The sequence below is a fragment of the Sulfitobacter sp. CB2047 genome, assembly GCF_000735125.2.
In the GTDB taxonomy this organism is placed as follows: domain Bacteria; phylum Pseudomonadota; class Alphaproteobacteria; order Rhodobacterales; family Rhodobacteraceae; genus Sulfitobacter; species Sulfitobacter pontiacus.
Genome location: NZ_CP072613.1, coordinates 2,055,133 through 2,066,963, shown reverse-complemented (window position 1 = coordinate 2,066,963; position 11,831 = coordinate 2,055,133). Strand labels below are relative to the sequence as shown.

The following is an 11,831-nucleotide window of genomic DNA, read 5'->3' as shown; positions in this document are numbered from 1 at the left end:
GGCGCACCCCATCGGATGCGCCGCCTTTTTATGTGTGTCATGCCATGAGTTTATTTGGCAAAATGAAGATCAGGTGGCAGCGAGCGCCTGAAGGATCGGGACGAAATCAGCGGGTGTAAGGCTCGCCCCGCCGATCAGGGCACCGTCCACGTTATCGACCTTGAAGATCTCTGCCGCGTTGTCCGGTTTGACCGAGCCGCCATACAGCAGCCGCAGCGCGTCGCTGACATCCGTGCCGAAGCGTTCGGCCAGTGTTGCGCGGATGAAGTCATGCACCTCGACGATCTGGTCAAGCGTCGGGATTTTACCGGTGCCAATCGCCCAGATGGGTTCATACGCGACGACGGTATTCTCGCCTGTGCAGCCGTCGGGCAGGGAGCCTGCAAGCTGTTCGGCGATGACATCCAGCGTGGTGCCGGAGCTGCGATCCGCCTCGCTTTCGCCGATGCAGATGATGGCGGTCAGCCCCGCGTCCCAAGCGGCCTGCGCCTTGGCCGCAACGTCGGCATCCGTTTCGCCATAGGCATCGCGGCGCTCGGAATGGCCGAGGATCACATAGGTCGCGCCGACCTCCTTGATCATCGAGGCAGAGATATCGCCAGTGAAGGCACCTTTCGGCTCTGCGTGGCAATCCTGCGCGCCGATGCCGACGGGGGTGCCTTGGGCTTTGGTGACCGCTGGTAGGAGGTAGGGGGCGGGCGGGCAGATCACCGCCTCTGCAGCGGTGCTGTCCATTGCAGCGGCCACATCGGCCAACATGTCCAGACCGGCCAGCGTGCCGTTCATCTTCCAGTTCCCAGCGGCAAGCTTGCGGCGCATATGCATATCCTTCATGTGGTTTTTCAAAGGGATACCAGCGCCACCCCGACAGGGCAACGGCAAGCTGCGGTCACGCCCCGCCAGCGCGGCGCGATACCGTTAGCCGAATTTGATGGATTCGCCGCAGCCGCAGGCTTCGGTCACATTGGGATTGCGGAACTTGAAGCCGGATTCCAGCAGCGAGGTTTCATAGTCGATCTCGGTGCCGAAAAGGAACATCTGCGCCATCGGCGCGATCATCACACGCGCGCCGTCCTGTTCGACGACCTCGTCATTGGCGTCGGCCTCGTTCACATACTCCATCGTATATTCCATGCCGGCGCAGCCACCCTTCTTGATGCCGATGCGCAGACCGGCGTGGCCGGCGGACGTCATCAGCTTGGTGATCTGATTGGCGGCTTTGGGGGTGATGGTGACGGCTTGCTTGCCTGGGATTGCGAACATGCTGAATACTCCTGTTACCGACAAGATAAGGGCTTTGGCAGGGTTTCTCAAGCGGGGGGATGCACAATAGCGAAAGGCCGCCCCCGAAGGGACGGCCCATGTCGTCACGCGCGATTGCGCCGGATCAAACCCCGTAGGTTACAGGCCCATGCAGTTGGCATAGTAGGTGACGGTCGCGGGCCAGTCAGAGAAGACCCCCTTGACGCCAGCGTCCTGTGCCAGCACGTCCAGCGCGACCAGATAGTCGCTGTCGTCGGTGATGATGTCGCCAACGGATTGGAAATACCAGCCACCGCCCGTGGACAGCGGACCGGAGCGTTCGAGCGTCCAGGCGATCAGGTTCAAACCGGCTTCGCTGGCTTTCTTGGCATAGTCAGAGGCGGCCAGAGCGCCGTCTTTGTTGGTCAGCAGCATGTTCAGCGACGGGGCCAGATACTGCACGCCTTGCTCTTTCAGCTGGGCGAAATCCTGTGTCCAGGTGCTGGGGTCCTGTTCGTCGAAACCTTCGCTCCATTCCACGAGATAAACGGCCTGTTTGCCGAACTCGGGCTCTGCCTTGATCCAGTAAAGCACGTCATCCAGATTGAACGACTGCGCCCAAACGTCCGAGGCAGGGACGCCCGCGGCTTTGTATTCGTCGATCATCTTTTGCGCATAGTCTTCCTGGCTGAAGCCGTCGTGGGGCATCTCGACCGAAGGGGACTTGAGCTCGGGGGTGAATTTCGCGCCGAGGGATTTGAACAGCTCGATCGATTCCGCGTGGGTCATCAGATCGGCACCGTCGCTGTACAGCTGGGTGCGGAAGCTGGCCACGCCGCCCTGATAGTCTTCGGCGGTGGTGGCGGTGGCGTCGGCGCTGTCCATCTTGGGCGTCAGGGTGCGGAACTCAGCCAAGGTGATATCCGAGGTGCGGCATTCCGCGCTGGCACCTTCTTCGCCCGCAGCGGCGGTGAAGCCGGTGGTGCATTTCTCGGCCAGATCGGAGACGAGGATATTGGTGGTGGTGTGCAGATCGTTCTGCGCGTGACGGCAGACCAGTTCGTGATCGGCGGTAAAGGTCACGTCGCATTCCAGAATGCCTGCACCCTGACGGGCGGCGGCAACGTTGGACTGTACGGTATGCTCGGGGAACATCAGCGGCGCGCCGCGGTGCCCGATGGAGAAATCGGATTTGGACGCGGTCTGGCCCATGCAGGACGCCAGCTTGTCCTTGAGGTCGCCATCGGGAAGCTTGTCCACCAGATAGGCAGGACGGGCACCGTATTCGACAGGGACGGGGGTGCTGTGGGCGTCGGCCAGCAGCGCAGTGGGGGCCAAAGCCAAAGCTGTAAGGGCAGTAGTTAGTCGCATGATCGCTCCAAATAAAATCATCTGGCAGCGGTGTGGCTACCCTATGTTACAATGATGCGACCATTGCGTGAAACTCATGTAAAATCAACCGGGACGTGAAACGCGCCCCGGTTTCGGCCTATCGGCTTACATGAAGCCCAGTTCAAGACGGGCTTCGTCAGACATCATATCCATGCCCCATGGTGGCTCCCAGACCAGTTCCACGTCGACGGTTTTCACGCCGGGCAGGGGTTCGACCGCATCGGCGACCCAGCCGGGCATCTCGCCTGCGACGGGGCAGCCGGGCGCGGTGAGGGACATCTTGATGTTGACCTCGTTTTCCGCGTTGATGTCGATCGTGTAGATCAACCCCAGCTCATAGATATTCACCGGAATCTCAGGGTCATAGACAGTGCGGCAGGCTTCGGTGATCTGCTCGTACAGCGGATGATCCGTTGACGAGGGCGCAATCAGAGGGGTGCCTTCAAGAGGTTGTGTGCTGTCGGTCATCAGGGCCTCGCTCCTTTTTCTTATCGTTTATATAGGGATTGCAGCGGGCACCGTCCAGAGGGCGGACCCGCGAACCAATGCGGAAGCTACGCTTTGCGCTTGCGCACCGGCTGCGGCTTTACCCGCGCTTCGATCATATCATAGACCATGCCGACGATATCCTTGCCGGTGGCTTTCTCGATCCCTTCGAACCCGGGAGAGCTGTTGACCTCAAGCACCTTTGGCCCGCTGTCCGACCGCAGCAGATCCACACCGGCCGTGCCCAGTCCAAAGGCTCGAGCTGCACGCAGGGCGGTGTCGCGTTCAACCTTGGTGATGCGCACGACCTGAGCGGTGCCGCCACGGTGCAGGTTGGAGCGGAAATCACCCTCCGCGCCGGTGCGCTTCATCGCGGCCACGACCTTGCCATCCACCACAAGACAACGCAGATCCTCGCCCGCGGCTTCCTTGACGAAATCCTGCACAAGAAAGTTTGCCTTGAGCCCGCGGAAAGCATCAATCACGGATTCCGCGGCCTTCTTGGTCTCGGCCAGCACCACACCTTTGCCTTGGGTGGATTCCAGCAGTTTCACGATGAGCGGCGCGGTGCCGACCAGCGCCATGAGGTTCGACGTGTCCTTGGGCGAGGCGGCAAAAGCGGTGGTCGGCATGCCGATTTTCTTCGACGCCAAGACCTGATGCGCATGCAGCTTGTCGCGGCTCGACAGGATACCGGCAGAGCCGTTGACGCAGTAGGTCCCGATGGTTTCGAACTGCCGGATCACCGCGCAGCCATAGGGCGTGACCGAGGCACCGATCCGTGGGATCACCGCGTCATAGCGCGGCAGACGTTTGCCATCGTAATGCACTTCGGGAGCCATGGCGTTGATCGCCATATAGCAACGGGTGGTATCGATCACTTCGACAGTATGGCCACGGGCCTCGCCGACTTCGACCAGACGCGAGGTGGAATAGTTGCTTGCCTCACGGCTCAGCACGGCGACCCGCAATGCGCGTTTGGGCGCGCGGTGGCGCACAGCGGCGGTATGGTAGACGTCATAGCTCAGATCCGGTTGCAACCGTTTCTCGGTGGGCGAGATGGTGATGTGATCTGTCAGCGCCTGACGGCCCAGCAACATGCGGCTGGTCATGCCCGCACGGTTGGTCAGGGTCACGTCAATCGGCCAGCTTTGGCCTGCGACATCCATCTTGGTCGAGATGACATAGCGCAGCTCTGCCTCGCCATTCGACGAGGTGACCTCGCGCCGGTCAATGATGGGCGCGGAGCAGGTGATAGTGATGTCTTCGTTGCCAGCCACAGGATGCACGTTGAACCGGACCTTGGGCTTGGACGCGGGGCCAAAGACTTCGATGTCATGGGCGTGCAGCGCCGATGTGCGCGCGCCGGTGTCGATCTTTGCCTTGATCGCGGGAAGCCCCAATTCGGGAAGGGCGACCCATTCTTCCCAGCCAAACGTCAATTCTTGCATGTCACGCACTCCGGCACAGCTAAATCATCCCGCCGCCTAGCAGGTCGCCTGCGTCTACTCAAGTCACGACACGGGCTTCCAAATGGCATAAATCCCGGGGTCCGGGGCAGCGCCCCGGCGGTTCCGGCTGGACATAGCGCAGATTTACGGTGCTTCCATGACAGCCTTGTGGAACGCGCGGCTAAACTGCGCGATTGCGCCTATGCGGGGGACATCTTATAGCCGCAGTCATGAAAAAATTCTCGTTCGATCTTCAGGCCCGCGATGGTGCGGCGCGTACCGGTGTCATCTCTACCCCGCGGGGCGATATTCGCACGCCGGCCTTCATGCCTGTGGGCACTGCCGCCACGGTCAAGGCGATGATGCCCGAAAGCGTCGCCGCGACCGGTGCGGATATCCTGCTGGGCAATACCTATCACCTGATGCTGCGCCCCACTGCCGAACGGATCGACCGTTTGGGCGGGCTGCACAAGTTCATGAACTGGGACAAGCCGATCCTCACCGATTCCGGCGGGTTTCAGGTGATGAGCCTGTCAGGGCTGCGCAAGCTGACGGAAAAGGGCGTGACCTTCAAAAGCCACGTGGACGGGTCGAAACACGAACTGACCCCCGAACGGTCGATGGAGATTCAAAAGCTGCTCGGCTCCGATATCGTCATGTGCTTTGACGAATGTCCCGCGCTGCCTGCGGATCGCGCGCGGATCGCGGACTCGATGCGGATGTCGATGCGGTGGGCCAAGCGCAGCCGCGAGGCCTTTGGCGACCGGCCGGGCCATGCGCTCTTTGGTATCCAGCAGGGCGGGCTGGAACGTGACTTCCGCGAGGAAAGCGCCAAGGCGCTGATCGACGTGGGCTTTGACGGCTACGCTGTGGGCGGCCTTGCCGTGGGCGAGGGGCAAGAGGCGATGTTCGGCTGTCTCGACTTCGCCACCGATATGCTGCCCGTGGATCGGCCGCGCTACCTGATGGGGGTGGGCAAGCCGGATGATATCGTCGGGGCCGTGGCCCGCGGGATCGATATGATGGACTGCGTTTTGCCCTCACGCTCTGGCCGGACGGGGCAGGTGTTCACGCGTCACGGCGTTGTGAACATCAAGAACGCACGCCACGCCGATGACCCGCGCCCGCTGGACGAAGCCTGCACATGTCCTGCGTGCTCGAACTACAGCCGCGCCTACCTGCACCATGTGTTCCGTAGTCAGGAAATGATCTCGGGGATGCTGCTGACATGGCATAACCTGCATTATTTCCAGGAAATCATGGCGGGTATGCGCGACGCGATTGCGGCGGGAACATTTGACGCCTGGCAGGCTGATTTTCATAGCCAGCGCGCCCAAGGCGACATCGACCCGCTTTAGGAAAACCCTGCGGTGAATGGAATAAACCTTCCGCCCCGTCCTTGCGATGACGGGGCGGAAGGTTAGGTGCTGTAGACAAGAAACAACACCGCAAAGGAGTTTTCCATGACCGAGGCATTATTCACCCCCCTGAAGGTCGGTGGCATCGAGGCCGCGAACCGCATTGTGATGGCCCCGCTGACCCGCAGCCGCGCCAATGACGACAGTGGCGAAGTCGGCGACATGCACGTCGAATACTACGCACAGCGCGCCGGTGCCGGGATCATCATCACCGAAGCGTCCCAGATTAGCGCCGAAGGCAAAGGCTACATCAAGACCCCCGGCATCTACACCGAAGGGCAGGTTGCTGCCTGGAAAAAGGTGACGGACGCGGTGCACGCCAAGGGCGGCAAGATCGTGATCCAGCTGTGGCACGTGGGCCGGATCAGCCATGTGGACATCCAGCCTGACGGACAAAAGCCCGTCGCTCCCTCGGCCATCGCGGCAGAGGTGAAGACCTTTACCAAAGACGGTATGACCCCGACATCTGAACCACGCGCCTTGGAGTTGGACGAGATGCCGCGTATTGTCGCCGATTATGTCCACGCAACCAAGATGGCGCGCAAGGCAGGCTTTGACGGGGTCGAGGTCCACGGGGCAAACGGCTATCTGCTGGACCAATTCCTTAAGACCTCAAGCAACAAACGCGATGACGCCTATGGCGGGTCGGTCGAGAACCGCGCGCGGCTGCTGTTCGAAGTCTTGGACGGCGTCGTAAATGCATGGGACGGCGATCACGTCGGCCTGCGCCTGTCGCCTTTCTCGCCTGCGAACGGCATCGCGGATGATGACCCGCAAGAGACGTTCACCTACGTCGTGGATGCGCTGAACAAATACAATCTGGCCTATCTGCACATGGTCGAAGGCTCGACCGGCCAGTCGCGCGATCTGGACAGCGGCGAAGACCTTGGCAAGCTGCGGTCGCTGTTCAACGGCGTCTACATGGCAAATAACCTTTATGACCGCGACATGGCGATCGATGCCGTGGCCAGCGGCAAGGCTGATTTGGTGGCCTTTGGCCGGCCTTATATCGCCAACCCCGATCTGGCAAAACGGCTCGAACTTAACGCACCGCTGAACGAGGGGGATACGAAAACCTTCTATGCCGGTGGCGAAGAGGGCTATACCGATTATCCCTTCCTCGAAGAGGTCGCGGCAGAGTAAGCTCGTTAAACGCGAAAAAGCACATTTCCGGCCCGTTTTTTGTCATTCGGGCCGGTTAACCATGGTTCTTGGCGGTTTTCGCGGATAATCATACGATCCGCGCTTGTCTGTCCGCCGGTGGCGGTTCATTCTAGGGCGATCCTCACGCCAGATGGCCCGCATACGAACGGATCACAGCATCATGGGGATTGAAACAGGCGGGTAGGGTCCCCAGATATCCTACTCAGAACAGGAGATGAACGAACGGTCGCCTAAGATAGGGGCCAGTGTCATCTTGCAGTATAAGGAAAAGAGCATGTTAGAGCCTCTGAACGCGTCCTACCCGGTATTGCCTTTGCGCGATATTGTGGTGTTCCCCCACATGATTGTACCGCTTTTCGTGGGCCGCGATAAATCTGTTCGCGCCCTTGAAGAAGTCATGGCCGATGACAAGCAGATCCTGCTGTCGAGCCAGATTGACCCCGGCGTGGATGACCCCGATTCTGATGGTATTTTCAACACCGGCGTCCTGGCGAATGTCTTGCAACTGCTGAAGCTGCCCGACGGCACCGTGAAGGTGTTGGTCGAGGGGCAGGCGCGGGTGCGCATCACGGAATACCTTGAAAACGATAGCTTCTTTGAAGCTTCTGCCGAATATCTGACGGAAGAGCCCGGTGACGAGACAACCACTCAGGCGCTGCTGAAGTCCGTCGCCGAAGAATTTGAGCGTTATTCCAAGGTCAAGAAGAACGTCCCCGAAGAAGCGCTGTCGGCGGTGACCGAAGCGTCCGAGCCTGCACGTCTGGCCGATCTGGTCGCGGGACATCTCGGCATCGAGGTCGAGCAGAAACAAGACCTGCTTGAAACCCTGTCCGTCTCCGAGCGGCTCGAGAAAGTATACGGGCTGATGCAGGGCGAAATGTCCGTTCTGCAGGTCGAGAAAAAGATCAAGACCCGCGTCAAATCCCAGATGGAGAAGACGCAGCGCGAGTACTATCTGAACGAGCAGATGAAGGCCATTCAGAACGAGCTTGGCGATGGTGAGGACGGCAAGAATGAAGTCGCCGAGCTGGAAGCCCGCATCGCGGACACCAAGCTGAGCAAAGAGGCCAAGGAAAAGGTCGACGCCGAGCTGAAGAAGCTCAAGAACATGTCGCCCATGTCTGCCGAAGCTACAGTTGTGCGCAACTACCTCGACTGGATCCTGTCGATCCCGTGGGGCGTGAAGTCGCGCACCAAAAAAGACCTCGCCAAGGCACAGCAGGTGCTGGATGATGATCACTATGGCCTTGAAAAGGTTAAAGAACGCATCGTCGAATATCTTGCCGTGCAGCAACGGTCCAGCAAGCTGAAAGGCCCGATCATGTGCCTTGTCGGCCCTCCCGGTGTGGGTAAAACCTCGCTTGGGAAGTCTGTTGCCAAGGCGACGGGGCGCGAATTTATTCGCATCTCGCTGGGGGGCGTACGTGACGAATCCGAGATCCGCGGTCACCGCCGGACCTACATCGGCTCCATGCCCGGCAAGATCATTCAGGCGCTGAAAAAGGCGAAAACCACGAACCCGCTTATCTTGCTCGACGAAATCGACAAGATGGGTCAGGATTTCCGTGGCGATCCTGCGTCGGCCATGCTTGAGGTGCTTGATCCGGAACAGAACGGCACATTCGTCGACCACTATTTGGAAGTGGAATACGATCTGTCGAATGTCATGTTCCTGACCACGTCGAACAGCTACAACATGCCCGGGCCTTTGCTTGACCGGATGGAGATTATCCCCCTTTCGGGCTATACCGAGGATGAGAAGCGCGAGATCGCGAAACAGCACCTTGTGGCCAAGCAGGTCAAGAACCACGGTCTGAAGGCAAAGGAATTTGCCATTGAAGACAGTGCGTTGACTAGCATGATCCGCTACTACACCCGCGAGGCCGGCGTGCGGAACCTTGAGCGCGAAATCGCCAAGGTTGCGCGGAAATCGCTGACCAAGATCGTCAAGAAGGAAGCCGACGAGATCACCGTAACGGGCGACAACATCGAGGATTTTCTCGGCGTGAAAAAGCACCGCTACGGCTTGGCCGAGCTTGAGGATCAGATCGGCGTCGTGACCGGATTGGCCTATACCTCGGTCGGGGGCGAATTGTTGCAGATCGAAGCCCTGCGCCTGCCGGGTAAAGGTCGGATGAAAACCACCGGTAAGCTTGGCGATGTGATGAAGGAATCCATCGACGCGGCCAGCAGCTATGTGCGGTCTATCAGTCCCAAGATCGGTGTGAAGCCGCCCAAGTTCGACACGCTGGATATCCACGTCCACGTGCCCGATGGTGCGACGCCGAAAGATGGCCCCTCTGCCGGTCTGGCGATGGTGACATCAATCGTGTCGGTGCTGACCCAGATCCCCGTGCGCCGCGATATCGCGATGACGGGGGAGGTGTCCTTGCGCGGGAATGCGATGCCAATCGGCGGCTTGAAAGAAAAGCTGTTGGCGGCGCTGCGTGGTGGGATCACAACGGTTCTCATCCCGACCGAGAACGAAAAGGATCTGCCGGATATCCCGGATAACGTGAAAGAAGGGTTGACCATCATTCCCGTCAAACACGTGTCCGAAGTGCTGAAACATGCGCTGGTCCGCGAGCCCGAAGCGATCGAATGGGATCAGGAGGCAGAAGATGCCGCCGCAGCCGCCGCGCTGGCCCGTCGCAACGCTGCAGGCGATAGCGCCACAGCGCATTAAGCATCGATCAAACCGACATCAGGCCGCCCTTCGGGGCGGCCTTTTTCGTGGGCGCGTCCCCGATTTTCGCGCAGGGCTGCGTCATCCCCAAGCACCGCTGGATTTCCCCCGGTGGCCCCGCTAGGGTTTGATGAAACCTCCCCAACGGACGAGACGTCAAATGGCCACGCCCAAGAAAACCTCCACGCCTAAACCAGCCGCACCCGACACCGCCGCAGCACCCGCTGTGGTCGAAGCACCGCGCCCTGTGATCCTCGGCCCCGTGATGCGCAAGAAAGAGCTGATCGACACAGTGGTCGAAAGGTCGGGCGTGAAAAAGCGCGATGCGAAACCCGTCGTTGATGCCATGCTCGCCGTATTGGGCGAAGCACTGTCGGACAGCCGCGAGCTGAACTTGCTGCCGTTCGGCAAGCTGAAAGTGATCAACGAGAAAGAGCTGAAAAACGGCAAGATGATCCGCGTCAAAGTGCGGCAGGTGACACAGGGGCAGGGCGGCGGCGATACCGCTGATCAACCCGAGGACTGAGGGCGAAAATCGCTCAAGATCTCCGGCGTAAATTTGCGACGCCCGCAGCAGCCCTTCACCTTGGTGAGGGGCTTTGTCGTATCAAGGTCTTTGCCTTGCTGATGCCACGGGCCGCGCAGGCAATCCCTTGACATCAAACGCATAAAACCCTGTCGCCGTCGGCGCAGGTTGCGTTGGTAGAACTGAATTGTATTGGTGGAATGGTGGGTCGTGAGAGGCTCGAACTCCCGACATCTTCGGTGTAAACGAAGCGCTCTACCAACTGAGCTAACGACCCGGTAGCGCTCTACTACCCCAAGGTTCAGCCGGGGTTCAACCCCATTTTTGCCGCCCCGGTGATTATTTTCGATTTTTTTCTGACGGTGCCCCGGATTGGCGCGGATTCACACGGTAACATTGCGTTTTCAAACGGTTTTGCCGCCTCCGGCAGATTGCGACGGGGCGAATCCCTGCGCCTCCGTTGCCCTTGGGGAAGTAACCGCGCTGAAATCGGCGGATGACCGATAGACGGGCTGTGTTTGGCGCGCTACTCAATGCACAGTCACGTAAAAGGTGGGAGAGCCTTTTGCATATATTCAGCAAGCCCTTGCAGCAGCAAGGCACCGGGGCCGACCACAATTGCCGGCCCCATAGGAGGAGGAATTCACATGGCCGTTCAGATTGATCCGACCAGCTACCGTAACCTGGACATCAAGGCGCATGACGATGGCGTCTGGGTGGTGACCCTGAACCGTCCCACGAAACGGAATGCCTTGGACATCGACACGATCGAGGAGCTGGTCACCTTCTTTTCCGCCGCACCGCGCGCTGGTGTGCGTGCAGTGGTACTGGCTGGCGCGGGGGATCACTTTTGCGCCGGGCTTGATCTGATCGAACACCATGACGAAGACCGCAGCCCCGCCGATTTCATGCACGTCTGTTTGCGGTGGCACGAGGCGTTCAACAAGATGGAATACGGCGGCGTGCCCGTGATTGCCGCATTGCAAGGGGCCGTTGTCGGCGGCGGGCTAGAGCTTGCCAGCTCTGCCCATGTGCGGGTGATGGACCAAAGCGCGTATTTCGCACTTCCCGAAGGCCAGCGCGGGCTGTTCACCGGCGGGGGGGCTACGATCCGTGTGACCGATCTGGTCGGCAAGGCGCGGATGATCGACATGATGCTGACCGGGCGCGTCTATCAGGGGCAAGAGGCCGTCGATCTGGGCCTCGCGCAGTATATCGTCGAAGGGTCCAGCATGGACAAGGCGATGGAACTGGCGCGCAAGGCGGCGCAGAACCTGCCGCTGTCGAACTTTGCGATCTGTAGCGCGGTGAGCCATATGCAGAATATGTCGGCAATGGATGCCGCCTATGCCGAAGCTGTGGTCGCCGGTGTGGTCAATACGCAGCCTGACGCACGCGCGCGCCTTGCGGCCTTTGCTGACAAAAGCGGCGCGCGGGTGCGGCCCAACGCGGAATAAGAACCGAAA

General features: G+C 60.0%; 10 protein-coding genes and 1 tRNA gene. 5 read left to right on the top strand and 6 right to left on the bottom strand.

The window, feature by feature from the left end; translation table 11 throughout:
• Nucleotides 1-69: 69 nt before the first annotated feature.
• The 5 genes from tpiA to rimK form a co-directional block, all read right to left on the bottom strand.
• Entirely contained in the window at nt 70-819 is a 750-nt protein-coding gene (gene tpiA / locus IV89_RS10230) for a triose-phosphate isomerase (protein WP_037944060.1), read from the bottom strand.
• Between the two features lie 99 nt (nt 820-918).
• Nucleotides 919-1,263, bottom strand: coding sequence for an iron-sulfur cluster assembly accessory protein (locus IV89_RS10225; RefSeq protein ID WP_005853040.1), 345 nt, complete (start codon nt 1,261-1,263; stop codon nt 919-921).
• Between the two features lie 138 nt (nt 1,264-1,401).
• Complete coding sequence (locus IV89_RS10220; RefSeq protein WP_181358634.1) at nt 1,402-2,613, bottom strand: glycerophosphodiester phosphodiesterase family protein; 1,212 nt, start codon at nt 2,611-2,613, stop codon at nt 1,402-1,404.
• A gap of 126 nt (nt 2,614-2,739) precedes the next feature.
• The gene (locus IV89_RS10215; protein WP_005853043.1) at nt 2,740-3,102 is read right to left on the bottom strand and encodes an SUF system Fe-S cluster assembly protein; all 363 of its coding nucleotides are present in this window, start codon (nt 3,100-3,102) and stop codon (nt 2,740-2,742) included.
• 86 nt (nt 3,103-3,188) lie between these two features.
• A complete protein-coding gene (gene rimK, locus IV89_RS10210; RefSeq protein ID WP_037944061.1) occupies nt 3,189-4,571 on the bottom strand; it encodes a 30S ribosomal protein S6--L-glutamate ligase in 1,383 nt (460 codons plus the stop codon).
• A gap of 230 nt (nt 4,572-4,801) precedes the next feature.
• On the opposite strand from rimK, the gene tgt reads away from it, so the two are divergent.
• The 4 genes from tgt to IV89_RS10190 all read left to right on the top strand — a co-directional run bounded on the left by tgt (nt 4,802) and on the right by IV89_RS10190 (nt 10,365).
• Nucleotides 4,802-5,929, top strand: coding sequence for a tRNA guanosine(34) transglycosylase Tgt (tgt, locus tag IV89_RS10205; protein WP_037944062.1), 1,128 nt, complete (start codon nt 4,802-4,804; stop codon nt 5,927-5,929).
• Nucleotides 5,930-6,034: 105 nt separating this feature from the next.
• Complete coding sequence (locus IV89_RS10200; protein ID WP_037944063.1) at nt 6,035-7,132, top strand: alkene reductase; 1,098 nt, start codon at nt 6,035-6,037, stop codon at nt 7,130-7,132.
• A gap of 295 nt (nt 7,133-7,427) precedes the next feature.
• Nucleotides 7,428-9,839: an endopeptidase La gene (gene lon, locus IV89_RS10195; protein ID WP_005853049.1), complete on the top strand. Its 2,412-nt coding sequence runs from the start codon at nt 7,428-7,430 to the stop codon at nt 9,837-9,839.
• Between the two features lie 160 nt (nt 9,840-9,999).
• Nucleotides 10,000-10,365, top strand: coding sequence for an HU family DNA-binding protein (locus tag IV89_RS10190; RefSeq protein ID WP_037944065.1), 366 nt, complete (start codon nt 10,000-10,002; stop codon nt 10,363-10,365).
• Nucleotides 10,366-10,566: 201 nt separating this feature from the next.
• Here IV89_RS10190 and IV89_RS10185 read toward each other — a convergent pair.
• Nucleotides 10,567-10,642: transfer RNA gene (locus IV89_RS10185), tRNA-Val, on the bottom strand.
• Between the two features lie 370 nt (nt 10,643-11,012).
• Between IV89_RS10185 and IV89_RS10180 the strand changes: the two genes are divergently transcribed.
• Entirely contained in the window at nt 11,013-11,822 is an 810-nt protein-coding gene (locus IV89_RS10180; RefSeq protein WP_009826810.1) for a crotonase/enoyl-CoA hydratase family protein, read from the top strand.
• Nucleotides 11,823-11,831: the final 9 nt, after the last annotated feature.

Coding starts and splice junctions, on each gene's coding strand:
- tpiA (WP_037944060.1), bottom strand. CDS start 819: ATGCGCCGCAAGCTTGCCGCTGGGAACTGGAAGATGAACGGCACGCTG.
- IV89_RS10225 (WP_005853040.1), bottom strand. CDS start 1,263: ATGTTCGCAATCCCAGGCAAGCAAGCCGTCACCATCACCCCCAAAGCC.
- IV89_RS10220 (WP_181358634.1), bottom strand. CDS start 2,613: ATGCGACTAACTACTGCCCTTACAGCTTTGGCTTTGGCCCCCACTGCG.
- IV89_RS10215 (WP_005853043.1), bottom strand. CDS start 3,102: ATGACCGACAGCACACAACCTCTTGAAGGCACCCCTCTGATTGCGCCC.
- rimK (WP_037944061.1), bottom strand. CDS start 4,571: ATGCAAGAATTGACGTTTGGCTGGGAAGAATGGGTCGCCCTTCCCGAA.
- tgt (WP_037944062.1), top strand. CDS start 4,802: ATGAAAAAATTCTCGTTCGATCTTCAGGCCCGCGATGGTGCGGCGCGT.
- IV89_RS10200 (WP_037944063.1), top strand. CDS start 6,035: ATGACCGAGGCATTATTCACCCCCCTGAAGGTCGGTGGCATCGAGGCC.
- lon (WP_005853049.1), top strand. CDS start 7,428: ATGTTAGAGCCTCTGAACGCGTCCTACCCGGTATTGCCTTTGCGCGAT.
- IV89_RS10190 (WP_037944065.1), top strand. CDS start 10,000: ATGGCCACGCCCAAGAAAACCTCCACGCCTAAACCAGCCGCACCCGAC.
- IV89_RS10180 (WP_009826810.1), top strand. CDS start 11,013: ATGGCCGTTCAGATTGATCCGACCAGCTACCGTAACCTGGACATCAAG.